The organism is Telluria beijingensis, assembly GCF_030770395.1.
Classification (GTDB): domain Bacteria; phylum Pseudomonadota; class Gammaproteobacteria; order Burkholderiales; family Burkholderiaceae_D; genus Telluria; species Telluria beijingensis.
Genome location: NZ_CP132480.1, coordinates 2,268,114 through 2,282,816, shown reverse-complemented (window position 1 = coordinate 2,282,816; position 14,703 = coordinate 2,268,114). Strand labels below are relative to the sequence as shown.

The following is a 14,703-nucleotide window of genomic DNA, read 5'->3' as shown; positions in this document are numbered from 1 at the left end:
CGCCTGCGTAGGGTGGACGGCTCTGCCGTCCACCCTACGCTTGATCGCCGAGCAGGCTCGCGAACCGCCCCAGGTCGATATTCCCGCCACTGATCAACACCCCGACCTTCTTCCCCTTCAACTGCTCCTTCATCCTGCGCGCCGCCGCGAACCCCAGGCAACCGGTCGGCTCCACCACGATCTTCATGCGCTCGGCGAAGAAGCGCATGCAGGACACCAGCTCGTCGTCGCTCACGGTGAGGATGTCGTTCACGTCGCGCTGGATGATCGGGAAGGTCAGCTTGCCCAGGTGCTGGGTCTGCGCGCCGTCGGCGATGGTGCGCGGCGTGTCGATGTGGACGATCTCGCCCTTGCGGAACGACTGCTGGCCATCGTTGCCGGCTTCCGGCTCGACGCCATACAGCATGCAGCCCGGCGACAGCGCGCGCGTGGCGAGCGCGGAGCCGGACAGCAGGCCGCCGCCGCCCAGGCAGACGAAGAAGGCGTCCAGTGGCCCCACTTCCTCGAACAACTCCTTGGCGGCCGTGCCCTGCCCCGCGATCACGTCCGCATGGTCATAGGGCGGGATCAGGGTCAGGCCATGCCTCTCGGCCAGCTCGCGGCCGATCTGTTCGCGGTCTTCGGTATAGCGGTCGTAGGTCACCACGTTGGCGCCATAGCCGCGCGTGGCGGCGACCTTGGCGGCCGGCGCGTCCTGCGGCATGATGATCGTGGCCGGCATGCCGAGGATTTTGGCCGACAGCGCCACCGCCTGCGCATGGTTGCCCGACGAGAAAGCGACGACGCCGGCGCGGCGCTGCTCGGGACTGAACTTCGACAACGCGTTGTAGCCGCCGCGGAACTTGAAGGCGCCCATGCGCTGCATGTTCTCGCACTTGAAGAACACCTCGGCCCCGAACTCCTCGTTGACGGTGCGCGAGGTCAGCACCGGCGTGCGGTGTGCCGCGCCCAGGATGCGCTCGGCGGCCTGGGCGATGTCTTCATAGGTAGGGAGCTGGAGCGAGGTCATGGTGAAGTCCTTTCAGGTTCGCGGTAACGGAATGGAGGTCCGATCCAATATTAGACATATTATCCAATCCTGGAATGCGCGTCAAACCGTCGCCCCATTGGCGCTTGCGTCGTCAGAACCTGAAATAGAGACTCAGGATGCCTGTGATCACGGTGCGAACCGACATCGGCGGATCGCCGCCCGATCCGGGCGGCGCGGCCGGCGGGACATCCCTGAGCGCCTGGTCGACCAGCCGGTTGCGCTCCCGCGCTTGCCGGACGAAATACACCGCCCCCCACAGGAACAGGACCAATACCGCCAGCGCCGCCCAGATCCCGAGGAACAGGAGCGCCCCGAAAATGAAGAACGGCCCGAACCAGTACAAGCTCCAGGCCTGCTCGTGCGCAACGTCCCAGGCCGTTTCCGCCAGCACGACGTTCGGGGTGGAGAGATCGCGCCAGCCGATCACCTTCTGCCAGTTACTCTCTTCCACCAGCGCCACCGCATACCGCGCCCCGTCGCGCGGGACGGTACCGTCGGAAAAGCTGACGCCGTATTCCTTCCTGCCGCCGCTTTCAAAACTGAACATCCGGCCCTGCACATCGAACACCCGGTCGAAGGTCAGTTGCACGATGTCGGCGACATCTTCCACGCGTCGGTTCATGCCATGATCTCCGTAGTGGTGAAACAAGCAGCGTCCCGCAGCGCACGGCCGGCCCGGCGGTTGCGCAGCAGCCCCCGCGCGCCGTGGACGATCGACGCCAGCATGACCGCCCCTGCCAGCGTCACGAAGACCTTCGACCCGCCCGGATCGTTCGACACCGCGATCACGCCCGGCGCCAGCGGCATCCAGAAAGGCATCGCATGCGTGATCACCGTCCAGTTGCTTCGCCTGAGTTCCACCCTGGCCGTCGTCAGATCGCGCCAGCCGACCACGGTTTCCCAATTGCCCGGCTCGAGGAAGACAACGGCGTAGATCGCTCCTTCGCGGGGTATGCCGAGCCCGAGGGCGCGGACGCCGTACACAGGCCTGCCGCCATCCTCGAAACTGAACTCCTCCAGGCGCTCCCGGACATCGAACACCCGATCGAAACGAACTCGCTCTACATGCATCTGGATTTCCTGGCCACTGGCAATGCCGGAAACCCTAACGCACCATGCGCCACCTTGTCCAGCCCACGGCCAGTTTCATTCATCCCGCATCAATCCGGGATCCGGTTGACCAGTTCCTCGCCTGCTTCATAAGCGCTGATGCTGTCGATGGTCGTGCGCATGATCTGCCCGATCGCCTCCACCGTGAAAAAGGCCTGGTGGCCGGTCACGATCACGTTCGGGAACGACACCAGGCGCTGGATCACGTCGTCCGTGATGATGGTCGACGACAGGTCCTGGAAGAACAGGCTCGCCTCCTGCTCGTAGACGTCGATCGCCAGTCCGCCCAACTGGCCGCTCTTGAGCGCCTGCACCGCCGCCTCGGTATCGACCAGGCCGCCGCGGCTGGTGTTGACCAGCACGCAGCCGCGCTTGACCCGCGCCAGCGCGGCGGCATCGACGATGTGGTGGGTCTCGTCCAGCAGCGGACAATGCAGCGACACCACGTCGCTGCAGGCCAGCAGTTCGTCGACGCCGATATAGCGCCCACCCAGCGCCTCGAAGGCCGCGCTGGGATGACGGTCGTATCCAACCACGGTGCAGCCGAAACCGGCCATGATGCGGGCAAAGATGGTGCCGATCTTGCCGGTGCCGATCACGCCGACCGTCTTGCCGTGCAGGTCGAAACCCATCAGGCCGTCGAGGTCGAAGTTGCCTTCGCGCGTGCGCACGCTTGCGCGCGCGATCTTGCGGTTCACCGCCAGCAGCAGGCCGACCGCGAATTCCGCGACCGAGTTCGGCGAATAATCGGTGACCCGCACCACCGCGACGCCGAGCCGGCGCGCGGCGCTCGCATCGATGTGGTTGTAGCCGGTCGACCGGGTCGCCACCAGCCGCGTCCCCTGCCCGGCCAGGATGCCCAGCACCTCGACATCGACCGTATCGTTCACGAAGACGCAGACCGCCTCGCAGCCCTCGGCCAGGACCGCCGTCGCGGCGCTCAAGCGGTCTTCGAGAAAACGCAGCTCATGGCCGGCGCCCGCATTTGCCTGGGCCAGCATGGTCCTGTCGTAGCGGCGCGCACTGAATACGGCGGTCTTCACGGCGGTTCTCCGAAGTGGAAGGATCCGATCCTACTTGATGTCGTTATAGGCCGTCGCCCGCGAAATACCGAGATGCGCCGCCGCCACCTCCATCGCGCGCCGCACTTCCAGGAAGCCGCCGTCCTTGAGCTCGCGCATCAGCGCGCGCCGCTCGTGCGCCTTGAGCAGCTGGGGCGAGGATGCCAGCCGCGCCGCGTAGGCGTCGATGCGGCGCCGGATGGCGTCGGCGTTGGCCGGATCCAGCGATTCCCCCACCGCCGCCGCGCCCACGGCATTGAACTGTTCGAGGATGCCCTGCATCGAACGGAACAGCGTCAGGTCGACGTTCAGGCACAGCGCCGCCACGTAGTTTCCGTCGGCATCCTTGATGCCGATCGAAGTGCTCTTGGCCGGGCGGCCGTCCGGGAACTGGTTCGGGTAGTTGGCGACGACTTGCGGATAGGCGCTGTCGGCGATGCGCGCCAGGCCCAGCTCGGTGGCCGGATCGCCCGCCGCGCGGCTGGACAGGTTGTTGTGGATCGCCAGCACCGCCTGGCCGGGATCGCGCAGGTCGTGCACCACGACCTCGCAGAACGGGGCGAAGGTCTGGGCCAGGCCCTCGGCGATGTGCCGGACCTGCTCGATGAGCGCGGATTCTTCCTTGCTGGGCAATGGCTTGGTCATGCTGGACATTTTATCCAAGACTGGCGCTTCTGTAAAAAACGACGGCGCTTGCGCCTACAGCGCCACGTGAAGTGGCGAACAGAAGCGTAGTGATGCAAGGAAGACAATGAAATTCCTGAATACGGATCCGTCCAGGAGCCAACCATGAAGCGTCACCTGAGCCACATTTGCCTGCTGGCCGCCGCTGCGGTAGCCGCGCCGAGCGCCTTGTCCCAAGCCGTGATCGTCAAGTGCGTCGACGGCGCCGGCCGCGTCACCCTCACCGACCGCCCCTGCGAAGCCGGCGCCGCCACCGTGCGCATGGCCAGCATGCCGTCGAACGAGGGCGTGACCCGCCTGGCGCCAGCGCCCTACCCGCTGGTCGCCCGCCACGACGCGCTGCCGCCGCCGGATGCGCTGCAGCGCCGGGCCGTGCCGATGCCGCGGGTCAAGGCCGAACCGCTGTCGAGCGACGTCGCCACCCTCAAGGCGGCGCGCGCGCAATTCCTGATCGGCGACGTGGGCGGCAGCAGGGAAACACTGGCCGGTCTCGAATAAGGCCAGCCAGCTCAGTGCAGCCTGGTCACGCTGGCCAGGTGCGGCGCCGGTGGATTTTCGAGTTCGCGCAGCAAGTCCAGCAAGGCTTCATCCTGGATGAAGCCCGCGCTCGAACGCCCGCCCAGCAGGCGCTCGGGCGGCATCGAGCGCGCCACCACATAGCCCTGCACATAGTCGACGCCGATCTCGTGCAAGGTCTGCACGGTGGCCGCGTCCTCGGCCCACTCGGCGATCGTCTTCATGCCCAGGTTCACCGCCAGGCTGACGATGGCCTCGACGATCGCCACATTGGCCGGATGGGCATTGATGTTGACGATGAAGTTGCCGTCGATTTTCAGCACGTCGGCCGGTAGTTCCTTCAGATACGAGAACGAGGTATAGCCGGCGCCGAAGTCGTCCAGCGCGACCTTGACGCCGAAGCTGCGCACCTGGTCGATGAAGCGGCGCGTGTTGTCCAGGTCGTGCAGCGCCACGCTCTCGGTGATTTCCAGGCACAGGCGGCTGGCCACGTGCACGTAGCGGCCGAGGATGTCGAAGGTGTCCTGCACGAAGCGCTCGTCGTTGAGCGAGGCCCCCGACAGGTTCATGCAAACAAAACGGGTATTGACCAGGTCTTCGGCATGCTCGGCGATCCAGGCCAGGGTCGAGGTGAGCACCCAGCGGTCGATCATGCTGGCGCGGCCGCTCTTTTCGGCGGCGGCGATCACGGCGCCGGCCGGCACCACGCGCCCGTCCGGCTCGCGCATGCGCAGCAGCACCTCGAAATTGAGCGATTCCTGCGGCGCGCGCAGCGACATGATCGGCTGCATCTCGAGCAGCAGGTTGTCGGTGGCGTTGGGGCCGGACAGGCGCTCGACCAGGTCCAGTTCGGCGGCGCGCTGGCGGAAGGCGTCGGCGCCGCGCTCGTACACCACCAGGCCATCGCCCAGGCCGGTCTTGGCTTCGCGGCAGGCGCGGTCCGAGGTCGACACCGCATCCTTCATCGGCATGCCCGGCACCACCTCGATCAGGCCGACCGAGGCGCGCACGTGGAAGGCCTTGTCGCCCACCCGGTACGGTGTGTTGCCGAGGCGGTCGACGATGCCGCGGCAGATGATCGAGGCCAGCGGGATCGCCGTCTCGGGCATCACGATCACGAATTCGTCGCCGCCCACGCGGCCGATCTGCTGGCCGCCGGCCAGCATCGTGGCCATCCGCTCGCACACCTGCTTGAGCACTTCGTCGCCCGCCGCATGGCCGAACAGGTCGTTGATCAGTTTAAAACGGTCGAGGTCGACGTAGGCCAGCGCCATCGGCCGGCCCAGGGCCAGGCTGGCGGCCGCGCTGGAAAATTCGCGCTCGATGCCGCGCCGGTTGTAGACCTTGGTCAGCGGATCGTTATTGGCCATGAAACGCAGCTGCTCGGTGGCCTTGTGTTTTTCGGTGGTGTCCTGCAGCACGCCCTCGATGCGCGAGCGCGCCAGCGTCGCGCTGACCAGGAAGCGCTGGTTGCCGTCGCGGCTTGCCAGTTCCATCTCGGCCTCGGCCTTGGCATGCACCTGCTCGTGCAGGTTGGCCCAGCTGGCCTCGGTGAAGAACTGGCGCCAGGCGGTGCGGCCAGGCACGAAGCCGCTCATGCCCAGCATCTTCTGCAGCGCCGGATTGACGCTCAGGAAATGCCCATACATGTCCAGGGTAAACAGGCCGACCGGCATCGCCTGGTAGGCGTGTTCGAGTTCTTCCTGGGCTTCCAGGCGCTTCTCGGTTTCCATGCGCATCTGCTCGGCCACGGCCAGCGCCGCCAGCAGGCTTGACGCGAGCGCGGCGGTGACGCTGTTGATCACGCCCAGTAGCTCGCGCATGCCGAGCGCGGCCGACAGGACTTCGGCCAGCGAGGCCAGGAAAGTCACCGCGAACGAGGCCGCGAACCAGGCCGCGACCCGGGTGCGCGATTCCACGATGATCTTGAACAGGCCAACCGTCATCAGGGAGAAGCAGCACACCAGGATGCCCCACAGCAGCGGCAGGTACATGCCGTACGGCAGCAGCATGGCGGCGGCCAGCATCGGCATGCACAACCACTGCATCACGCGCATCGGCAGCAGGTAGCGCATCTCGGCCAGGTGTTCCTTCAGCAGCGCCTGGTACAGGGTCAGGGTGGCGATGCCGTACAGCGTGATCGTCACGGCGCGGCTGCGCAGCAGCCATTCGGACGGCACGGTCTGGCCCAGCCACTGGATGTCCCAGCCGGCCGACAGCGCGCCCATGCGCAGGTTCAGGATCAGCCAGCCGGCGAACAGCACATACACCGGCTGGCGGTTGATCAGGGCCGTGATCAGGATGAACAGGGCCAGCACGATCATGCCGCCGTCGAGCAGGCCCGATTTGCGGTGATATTGCTTGACCGACAAGGCGTACTGCTCGGCCGGCCATTGCAGCACCGACAGGCGCGCCGGGCCCGAGAAGGTGGCGCGGCACAGCAGCTGGCGCGGCAGCGGCGCCAGGCGCATCGCGAAGCCGGCCTTGTCGGACGTCAGCGCGCCGTCGGCGGTGCTGCGGGTGGCGGCGCCGAGCGGGGCCAGGTCGGCCGCATCCCAGCAGGCGATGTCGAGCGCGTGGCGCGACGGGAATTCGATCACCTGCTCGCCGGCGCGCGGCATGGGTTCGAAGGCGAACCAGACCGGGGCTTCGGACAGGTGGGTATCATGGCCGTTGCCCAGCGGCGTGGCGCGCGCGAGCGCCAGCGCGTCGACCGGGGCCAGCGCCGCGGCCTGGTCGACCGTGACGTGCATCGCCAGCGGCACGTCGCCGCTGGTGCGGTATTCGTCATGCCAGAACACCAGCGCGATCAGCGAGACAATGCCGATCCCGACCGGGATCAGGTAGTAGGAAAAAATCTTCAGTACCAGCTCGACCGCCGCGTGGAACGCGGCCGGCAGCGTTGCAGGGAGCCGATGTTTGAGGTTGGGCATGGACACTCTTGGTAGTGCTTTAACACGGCGCAAAAAAACGGCGGTCATTAAAGCGCAAGGATACAGCTTTACGCTAGTGCCGTCATGCAATTAATGGGCCATCAGGGGCCATCACACAACGTTTTTGCATGGACGACACACGGAACGCGACCCGCCCAAGGTCCCGTTCCGCTTCTCGCCGACCCGCGACTCAGGCGAAAGCCAGTTCGCTCCGGCTGCGCGCGGCCGGCGTTGCGATCCGCCCCGGCAGCGCCAGCGATGGCGGCGGTGCTGCCGGACCGATGTCGATGTCCGGATGGTGGGTGTTGAAGAAGAAGTTCAGCATCGGATGGCGCGCCTCGGCCCAGCGCTGCTGGAAGGTGGCGATCTCGAATGCCATGACGCGGTGCGGAATATTGCCCACGTGGCGCAGCGGCACCAGGCCCTCCTCCGGGAACACGTCGACGAACATCAGTTGCTGGTATTGCTTGTCCACCGGCGGCCGGCCGGTTGCTACCGAATAGTCGATGGCGTTGTCTTCGCAATACATGAAGCAAGCCTTGACGAGGGCAATCTTGACCATGCGGCCCACGCGGCCCTCGTCGATGCCGAGGCGGGTGGCTTCGACCAGGCGCTTGCCCTGCAACCAGTCGGGCAGGACGATCGACTCTTCCACGCCCAACGGGCGGTACAGATTGGTGCGGATGCGGGTGCTGCCGATCGGGGTGCCGTCGAGCTTGGATTCGGCCAGCAGGACGATGGTGTCGGCGTCATAGTCGGCGGCTTCTGGCTGCGCCAGGCTGCGGGCGAAATCGGGGACGTGGCGGGCATAGGCGGCGTGGCGGATGCGCACGGCCTTGAGAAGATCCGCTTCGGTTTCCACCCGGCGGACGGTGAACGGCAAACGCTCGATCGCGCCTCCAGCGGCGGGGGCACGCGCGGTGCGCGGGCGGGACGCTTTCGAGGGGTTGAACACAGCTGCTGGGAACAGCTCCATGGCGGTACTCCTGGGTTGATTGGTTTGAAACAGGGTTGGTCTGGATCAAATTATCAATCCGCTCATGAAAAATCTAACTGATGAGCAGGCGTGCTTTTAGCCCTCTATTTGATTTTGCGTAAAGACGTGATGTAATGACAAAATAGTCGGGTTTACGGCAGCGTGTTTAGGGCGTACTCGACATCGATGGTCCCCCCCACAGGAGAAGCCATGTTCAATGCTGACGATTTCGCCCGACTCCAGTTCCTTGAAGGCCGCTGGAAAGGCGAAGCCCCCGACGGTACGCCGTTCTACGAAGAATACGATCGTCCCGAACCGTCGGTATTCCGCTCGCGCCGCTTCACCGACGCCACTTTCAGCGAACACACCGACGGCAGCACCATCACGCTCAAGGATGGCGAAGTCGTCTCGCAATGGGGCGAGTTCACCTGGCGCGCGGCCGGCATCGACGGCGACAGCGCCAGCTTCGACCCGGTCAACGCCCCCAGCCATTTTTCCTGGCACCGTATCGACGACATGACGCTGGAAGCGCGCCAGCGCTGGACCGCCGACGGCAAGGAACAGCGCTACACGATCACGATGACCCGCATCGCCAACGACTGACACGCCGCTGCCGGCTTGACAGCGGATCGGCGCAGCCCTAGTATTTAGACATTCATCTAATTAGATACTTATCGAATGTCCGTCCCGCTCAACGACGTCTTCAAGGCCATCGCCGACCCGACCCGGCGCGAGATCCTGCGCCTGCTGCGGCATGAAGAGATGAATGCGGGCGAGGTGGCGGCGCATTTCGACATGACCAAGCCGACCATGTCGCACCATTTCTCGGTCCTGAAGGCGGCTGGTTTGATCACCAGCCGGCGCGAAGGCCAGACCATCTGGTATGCGCTGAACACGACCGTGCTCGAAGACGTGCTGGCCTGGACCGTCGACCTCGCGCAAGGCAAACAAGGAGAGAAAAAATGAAGAAACGGTTCCTGCTGCTATCCGCCCTGCTGACCCTGGCGGCGTTTGCCTTCTGCGCCTGGCTGTATCCCGCCCTGCCAGAATCGATCCCGACTCACTGGAACGCCGACGGCGTGGCCGACGGCTTCAGCCCGCGCATGGCGATCTTCGCCTACAGCGGCTTGATGCTGGCGGCGATCGCCGCCTGGATCGCGCTGCCGTCGCTGTCGCCGCAGCGCTTCACGATCGACGCCTTCGCGCCCACCTGGTGGCAGGGCGGCGTGATGGTGGTCGCCTTCCTCGGCTACATGCAGTGCCTGCACGCCTGGTCGGCCCATGCGGGCGGGGTGGACATCGGCCGCGCCGCGCTGGCCGGCCTGGCGCTGCTGTTCGCCTTCACCGGCAATGTGATGGGCAAGGTGCGCCGCAATTTCTGGTTCGGGGTGCGCACGCCGTGGGCACTGGCCAACGGGCGGGTCTGGTACGCCACGCACCGGATGGCCGCGCGTTCGATGGTGGCGGGCGCCGCCCTGGCCCTGCTGATGCTGCTGCTGCGCGCGCCAGCCGGCTGGGCGATCGCCGTCCTGGTCGGCTCCGCCCTGCTGCCGGCCGCGTGGTCGCTGCTGTACTACAAGCGCCTGGAACGGCGCGGCGCGCTGTGAACGGGGTTAGCGCCGCGCCCCCTCGATCTTCGGCAGCAGCGCCGCCATGATGCCCAGCAGCGGCAGGAAGGACGCGATGCGGTACACCTGCTCGATGCCGTGGATGTCAGCGATATGGCCCATGGCCGCCGCGCCCACGCCGCTGATGCCGAACATCAGGCCGAAGAAGATGCCCGAGATCAGGCCGACCTTGCCCGGCACCAGTTCCTGGGCAAAGACCACGATGGCCGAAAACGCCGACGACATCACCAGCCCGATCACGACCGACAGCACGCCGGTCCAGAACAGGTTCGCATACGGCAGCGCGATGGTGAACGGCGCCGCGCCCAGGATCGAGAACCAGATCACGCGCTTGCGGCCGATCCTGTCGCCGATCGGGCCGCCGGCGAAGGTGCCTACCGCCACCGAGGCCAGGAACAGGAACAGGTACAGCTGGGCGGTGCCGACCGGCAGGTGGAATTTGTCGATCAAAAAGAAAGTGTAATAGCTCTGCAGGCTGGCCATGTAAATGTACTTGGAGAATACCAGCAGCGCCAGCACCACCAGCGCCTGGATCACCTTCTTGCGCGGCAGCTCCGGGCCGGCGTGCTGCGCGGCCTTCTTGATCATGGTCATCAGGTGGTTGCTGTACCAGCGGCTCACGCCCACCAGCACCGCCACCGCGACCAGCACCAGCAGCATGAACCAGGCGATCTCGCCCTGCCCGCGCCCGACCACGATGGCAGCCGCCAGCAATGGCCCGAGCGCCGAACCGGCGTTGCCGCCGACCTGGAACAGCGATTGCGCGAAGCCGAAGCGGCCACCGGACGCCAGGCGCGCCACGCGCGAGGCCTCGGGGTGGAAGGTCGAGGAACCGACGCCGATCATCGCCGCCGCGGTCAGCAGCATCGGGAAGCTGTTGGCCCAGGCCAGCAGGCCCACGCCCATCAGGGTCACGCACATCCCGACCGGCAGAAGGAAGGGAATCGGGCGCTTGTCGGTGTACAGGCCGATCCAGGGCTGCAGCAGCGAGGCGGTGCACTGGAAGGTCAGCGTGATCAGGCCGACCTGGGTGAAGCTCAGGTCGAATTCATGCTTCAGGAGCGGGTAGATCGACGGCAGCACCGCCTGCACGCAGTCGTTGAGCAGATGGACGAAGGCGACCGAGAACAGGATCTGCATCACGGTGCCGGAAGCGGCGGGGGCGATCGTGGTAGGGGAAGACGATGGTGTGGACATGGAACAGCGTGACCGGATTGCGCCAGCAGTATGGACAATCCAGCAGCATATGCCAATTTGGCCGAACGTGCATGGGCCGGAGAGGATTCCGGCCCATGCAACGGCTTACTTCACCGGCGCCAGGCGAATCGCCTGTCCGCCACCGGGCGCCAGCACCATCTTGATGGTGTCGGCACTGGTCACGTTGCGCTTCTCGATCGCGATGTCGAAACGGCGCTTGTCGTCGCGGTAGTCGGCGTTGTCTCCGTCGCGGTAGATCTCGGCCACATAAGTCTTGCCGGCATCCAGGAAGTCCAGCTTCAGGTCCAGCATGCGCTTGTTGGCGTCGGTGACCGAACCGACGTACCAGGCATCGGAATTGCGGTCCTTGCGCACGATGGTCACGTATTCGCCCACCGCACCATGCGGCACGCGGGTGTCTTCCCAGTCGGCCGGGACGTCCTTGATGAACTGGAACGGGCCCGGATAGCGCTCGTAGTGCTCGATCAGGTCGGCCGCCATCTGCACCGGCGAATAGATCACCACGAAGTTGGCCAGTTGCTTGGCCTGGGTCGAGTTGAATGGCCGCTTGTCCTTGCCTTCCAGGCTCAGGATGCCCGGCGTGTAGTCCAGCGGGCCGCTCAGCATGCGGGTGAACACCAGGTTGGCCTCGTGCTCGACGCTGTTGACCGGATTGCCCCAGGCGTTGTACTCGACGCCGCGTGCGCCTTCGCGCGAGATCCAGTTCGGGTAGGTGCGGCGCAGGCCGGTGTCCTTCACCGGCTCATGGGTGTTGATCGCGATCCTGTAGCGCGCCGCCTCCTCGACCACTTTCTGGTAATGGCGCACGCCCTCTTGCGAGTCGGTGTAGCCGAAATGGACCTTGCCGTTCTTGCCCATGAACTGGGCCGCGCCGCCATCGGTCACGTAGCCGGTCTTGATGCTGTCCACGCCGTGTTTCGCATACAGCTTGAAGGCCGCGTCCATCTGCTTCTCGTAGTGGGCGACGTTGCCGCCCGTCTCGTGGTGGCCGATCAGGTGCACGCCCTTCTGCTTGCCGTACGCCGTCACGGCGGCGATGTCGAAGCTCGGGTGTGCACGGGTGAAGTCCATGTCCAGGCCATTGCCGGCCCAGTCGCTGTCCCAGCCCGGGTTCCAGCCCTCGACCAGCACGCCACGGAAGCCGTGCTTGGCCGCGAAGTCGATGTAGCGCTTGGTGTACTCGGTGGTGGCGCCATGCTTCGGCCCCGAGGCCCACGACTTGGTCTCGAGGTGCATGTCCCACCACACGCCGACGTACTTCGACGGCTTGACCCAGGAAACGTCGCCCAGCTTGTTCGGCTCGTTCAGGTTCAGCACCAGGTCCGACATGTAGAGGCCCGCCGCGTCGTCCGCGATCTGCATCGTGCGCCACGGGGTGGTGAAGGCGCCGGTGCGCACGACAGGATTGCCGGTGGCCGATGGCGTGAGGTGGGCGCGCAGGCGCTGGCCTTCGACCCGGCGCAGCCACATCGAGGCATAGTCGACCAGGGCCGCTTCGTGGAAGGCGATGTGGGTGCCGTTCTCCATGCGCACCGTCATCGGGGTGTTGGCCATGCCGACTTCGCGCAATGGCGACTTCTGGATCGGGTATTCGAGGGCCCAGACTTCGCCCGCCTGCTGCCACCAGGCGGTGGCCGGCTGGGCCACCACGAATTCGGTCAGCTCGTCGGCGATGTGGGTCGCACGGTTGTTCGGCAGCTTGGGGAACTCGTAGCAGAAGCCCAGGCCGTCGTCGTACACGCGGAACACGATCGCCAGGCGGCGGCCGTCGTTCTTTTTCACATCGACCCGCATCTGGCGGTAGTTGTTGCGCACCGTGCGGCGCTCGCCCCACGGTTGTTCCCAGCTGCTGTCATGGTCGGTGACGACCTGGCGTTCGATCTTGAAACCCGAATCCAGCGGCTTGTCGCTGCCCAGCACGAAGCCCAGGCGCGACGGCGCGATCACCGGCTGGCCCTTGCGCTCGACCTGGTACGACAGGCGCCCGTCCGGCGCGACCTGCACCGACACGTTCAGCACCTTGCCCGGCGACTCCACGCTCGCGCTCATCGCCTCGGCAGCAAAAGCGCTGCTGCTCACCACCATGCCCAGCACCACGCAGCAATGCGTGGCCAGGCTGACATTCATGAATCTGGAAACCATATCTCTCCTTGTTTACTTCACCAGCACGCGGTAACTCCACGGTGCCATTTCAAAATTGGTCGACGCGCCCACGTCCACCTTTGCGCCGGTGGCGAAATCGCGGTAAGCGCCGTGGTGCAGCGCGGGTTGCAGCTTATTCTCGAAGGTGGCCCTGGCCGGCTTGTCCGACAGGTTCAATGCGACGAACACCTTGTCCTTGTCGTTGGCACGCACGAAGCTCAGGACCTGCTGCGGAACGTTGTTCGGCACCTGCACCATCCGGGCGCCGAATTCGCCGTTCCACAGCGCCGTATTGCCCTTCTTGAGCGCGATCAGCTTCTTGTAGAACGCCGTATAGGGCGAGTCCTTCCACGCGATCGGGTCGCGCTCGAAGAAGGCCAGGCGCTTCGTGTTGCCTGCTTCCTGGCCGTTGTAGATCATCGGGATGCCTTCGCTGACGAAGCTGAACACGATGGCCGCGTCGACCGCCGGGCCGAAGGCCTCGAACTCGGTGCCGTCCCAGGCGTTCTTGTCGTGGTTCGTCGTGTACAGCATGCGATAGGCCTGGCGCGGATAGAACTTATTGTTCCAGGCGTAGTAGGCATGCAGGCGGGTGGCGTCGGAACGGCCGCGCGCGATATCGTGCAGCGCTTCCCACCAGGTCCAGGCATAGCTGGCGTCGAAAGCCTCGCGGTGCATGTCGCGGCTCTCCCACTCGGCCAGCATGAACACCGGCTTGATGGCGCGCAGCTCGCGGCTGGCATGGTCCCAGAAGTCCTGCGGCACCAGGCCGGCGGCATCGACCCGGTAGCCATCGATGCCGGCTTCCTGCACCCAGTATTTCATTGCGTCCGTCATGTAGCGGCGCAGTTCCGGCTTGCCGTAGTCGAGGTCGATGATGTCGTCCCAGTTGAACCAGGGCGTCGGCTGCGGCTTGCCATCCGGCCCCTTCGCGTACCAGTCCGGGTGCTGCGTCATCAGGACGTTGTCCCACGAGGTATGGTTGCCGACCCAGTCGATGATCACGCGCAGGCCCAGTGCGTGGGCCCGGCCCACGAATGCCTTCAGGTCGGTCAGCGTGCCCAGTTCGGGGTTCACGGCGCGGAAGTCGCGCACCGCGTACGGACTGCCCAGGGAACCCTTGCGCTTGACTTCGCCGATCGGGTGGATCGGCATCAGCCACAGGATGTCGACACCCAGCTCCTTCAGGCGCGGCAGCTGGAGGGTGGCGGCCCTGAACGTGCCCTCCTGCGTGAACTGGCGCGTGTTGATCTGGTAGATGCTGGCGTTCTTCGTCCAGTCGGCGTGCTGGAACTGGACGTACTCTTGCGGCTGATACGGATCGGCGACGGGCGCCGCCAGCGCCGCCGGGGCAGCAGCCAGCAGCGACAGCGCTGCAAACATGTGGACGAATGTGGGCTTCATG

14 protein-coding genes are annotated in these 14,703 nt (G+C 65.6%); 4 read left to right on the top strand and 10 right to left on the bottom strand.

Annotation, left to right across the window (positions count from 1 at the left end; genetic code table 11):
* Positions 1 to 34: 34 nt before the first annotated feature.
* From Q9246_RS10135 to Q9246_RS10115, 5 genes are all read right to left on the bottom strand, one after another.
* Positions 35 to 1,009 (bottom strand): threo-3-hydroxy-L-aspartate ammonia-lyase, encoded by a 975-nt coding sequence (locus Q9246_RS10135; RefSeq protein WP_306397427.1) that lies wholly within the window; start codon positions 1,007 to 1,009, stop codon positions 35 to 37.
* 112 nt (positions 1,010 to 1,121) lie between these two features.
* Positions 1,122 to 1,652 carry a hypothetical protein gene (locus tag Q9246_RS10130; RefSeq protein WP_306397426.1) on the bottom strand — a complete coding sequence of 177 codons (531 nt, stop codon included), beginning with the start codon at positions 1,650 to 1,652 and terminating at the stop codon, positions 1,122 to 1,124.
* A complete protein-coding gene (locus Q9246_RS10125) occupies positions 1,649 to 2,101 on the bottom strand; it encodes a hypothetical protein (protein ID WP_306397425.1) in 453 nt (150 codons plus the stop codon). Before Q9246_RS10125 ends, Q9246_RS10130 begins: the two co-directional genes overlap by 4 nt.
* Before the next feature lie 89 nt (positions 2,102 to 2,190).
* The gene (locus tag Q9246_RS10120) at positions 2,191 to 3,183 is read right to left on the bottom strand and encodes a 2-hydroxyacid dehydrogenase (RefSeq protein WP_306397424.1); all 993 of its coding nucleotides are present in this window, start codon (positions 3,181 to 3,183) and stop codon (positions 2,191 to 2,193) included.
* A 30-nt stretch (positions 3,184 to 3,213) separates the two neighbouring features.
* Entirely contained in the window at positions 3,214 to 3,855 is a 642-nt protein-coding gene (locus Q9246_RS10115) for a helix-turn-helix transcriptional regulator (protein WP_306397423.1), read from the bottom strand.
* 135 nt (positions 3,856 to 3,990) lie between these two features.
* On the opposite strand from Q9246_RS10115, the gene Q9246_RS10110 reads away from it, so the two are divergent.
* Complete coding sequence (locus tag Q9246_RS10110) at positions 3,991 to 4,383, top strand: DUF4124 domain-containing protein (RefSeq protein ID WP_306397422.1); 393 nt, start codon at positions 3,991 to 3,993, stop codon at positions 4,381 to 4,383.
* An 11-nt stretch (positions 4,384 to 4,394) separates the two neighbouring features.
* On the opposite strand, the gene Q9246_RS10105 is transcribed toward Q9246_RS10110, so the two are convergent.
* Positions 4,395 to 7,334 carry a putative bifunctional diguanylate cyclase/phosphodiesterase gene (locus Q9246_RS10105; RefSeq protein ID WP_306397421.1) on the bottom strand — a complete coding sequence of 980 codons (2,940 nt, stop codon included), beginning with the start codon at positions 7,332 to 7,334 and terminating at the stop codon, positions 4,395 to 4,397.
* A gap of 190 nt (positions 7,335 to 7,524) precedes the next feature.
* A complete protein-coding gene (locus Q9246_RS10100; RefSeq protein ID WP_306397420.1) occupies positions 7,525 to 8,310 on the bottom strand; it encodes an N-acyl amino acid synthase FeeM domain-containing protein in 786 nt (261 codons plus the stop codon).
* A 210-nt stretch (positions 8,311 to 8,520) separates the two neighbouring features.
* On the opposite strand from Q9246_RS10100, the gene Q9246_RS10095 reads away from it, so the two are divergent.
* The 3 genes from Q9246_RS10095 to Q9246_RS10085 all read left to right on the top strand — a co-directional run bounded on the left by Q9246_RS10095 (position 8,521) and on the right by Q9246_RS10085 (position 9,917).
* Positions 8,521 to 8,913: a hypothetical protein gene (locus tag Q9246_RS10095; protein ID WP_306397419.1), complete on the top strand. Its 393-nt coding sequence runs from the start codon at positions 8,521 to 8,523 to the stop codon at positions 8,911 to 8,913.
* A gap of 75 nt (positions 8,914 to 8,988) precedes the next feature.
* Positions 8,989 to 9,276, top strand: a complete 288-nt coding sequence (locus Q9246_RS10090) for an autorepressor SdpR family transcription factor (RefSeq protein WP_306397418.1) — start codon at positions 8,989 to 8,991, stop codon at positions 9,274 to 9,276.
* On the top strand, positions 9,273 to 9,917 hold the full coding sequence (locus Q9246_RS10085) for a DUF1648 domain-containing protein (RefSeq protein ID WP_306397417.1): 645 nt from the start codon (positions 9,273 to 9,275) through the stop codon (positions 9,915 to 9,917). The genes Q9246_RS10090 and Q9246_RS10085 overlap by 4 nt, the downstream gene beginning before the upstream one ends.
* Positions 9,918 to 9,923: 6 nt before the next feature.
* On the opposite strand, the gene Q9246_RS10080 is transcribed toward Q9246_RS10085, so the two are convergent.
* The 3 genes from Q9246_RS10080 to Q9246_RS10070 all read right to left on the bottom strand — a co-directional run bounded on the left by Q9246_RS10080 (position 9,924) and on the right by Q9246_RS10070 (position 14,702).
* Positions 9,924 to 11,135, bottom strand: coding sequence for an MFS transporter (locus tag Q9246_RS10080; protein WP_306397416.1), 1,212 nt, complete (start codon positions 11,133 to 11,135; stop codon positions 9,924 to 9,926).
* Positions 11,136 to 11,240: 105 nt separating this feature from the next.
* A complete protein-coding gene (locus Q9246_RS10075) occupies positions 11,241 to 13,298 on the bottom strand; it encodes a glycoside hydrolase family 97 protein (protein ID WP_306397415.1) in 2,058 nt (685 codons plus the stop codon).
* 12 nt (positions 13,299 to 13,310) lie between these two features.
* On the bottom strand, positions 13,311 to 14,702 hold the full coding sequence (locus tag Q9246_RS10070; RefSeq protein WP_306397414.1) for an alpha-amylase family glycosyl hydrolase: 1,392 nt from the start codon (positions 14,700 to 14,702) through the stop codon (positions 13,311 to 13,313).
* Position 14,703 lies beyond the last annotated feature (1 nt).

Bases quoted from the DNA above. Each gene is read 5' to 3' on its own strand.
- Q9246_RS10075 (WP_306397415.1), bottom strand. From the start codon at position 13,298: ATGGTTTCCAGATTCATGAATGTCAGCCTGGCCACGCATTGCTGCGTG.
- Q9246_RS10095 (WP_306397419.1), top strand. From the start codon at position 8,521: ATGTTCAATGCTGACGATTTCGCCCGACTCCAGTTCCTTGAAGGCCGC.
- Q9246_RS10130 (WP_306397426.1), bottom strand. From the start codon at position 1,652: ATGAACCGACGCGTGGAAGATGTCGCCGACATCGTGCAACTGACCTTC.
- Q9246_RS10085 (WP_306397417.1), top strand. From the start codon at position 9,273: ATGAAGAAACGGTTCCTGCTGCTATCCGCCCTGCTGACCCTGGCGGCG.
- Q9246_RS10110 (WP_306397422.1), top strand. From the start codon at position 3,991: ATGAAGCGTCACCTGAGCCACATTTGCCTGCTGGCCGCCGCTGCGGTA.
- Q9246_RS10135 (WP_306397427.1), bottom strand. From the start codon at position 1,009: ATGACCTCGCTCCAGCTCCCTACCTATGAAGACATCGCCCAGGCCGCC.
- Q9246_RS10100 (WP_306397420.1), bottom strand. From the start codon at position 8,310: ATGGAGCTGTTCCCAGCAGCTGTGTTCAACCCCTCGAAAGCGTCCCGC.
- Q9246_RS10115 (WP_306397423.1), bottom strand. From the start codon at position 3,855: ATGTCCAGCATGACCAAGCCATTGCCCAGCAAGGAAGAATCCGCGCTC.
- Q9246_RS10090 (WP_306397418.1), top strand. From the start codon at position 8,989: ATGTCCGTCCCGCTCAACGACGTCTTCAAGGCCATCGCCGACCCGACC.
- Q9246_RS10070 (WP_306397414.1), bottom strand. From the start codon at position 14,702: ATGAAGCCCACATTCGTCCACATGTTTGCAGCGCTGTCGCTGCTGGCT.
- Q9246_RS10080 (WP_306397416.1), bottom strand. From the start codon at position 11,135: ATGTCCACACCATCGTCTTCCCCTACCACGATCGCCCCCGCCGCTTCC.
- Q9246_RS10125 (WP_306397425.1), bottom strand. From the start codon at position 2,101: ATGCATGTAGAGCGAGTTCGTTTCGATCGGGTGTTCGATGTCCGGGAG.
- Q9246_RS10105 (WP_306397421.1), bottom strand. From the start codon at position 7,334: ATGCCCAACCTCAAACATCGGCTCCCTGCAACGCTGCCGGCCGCGTTC.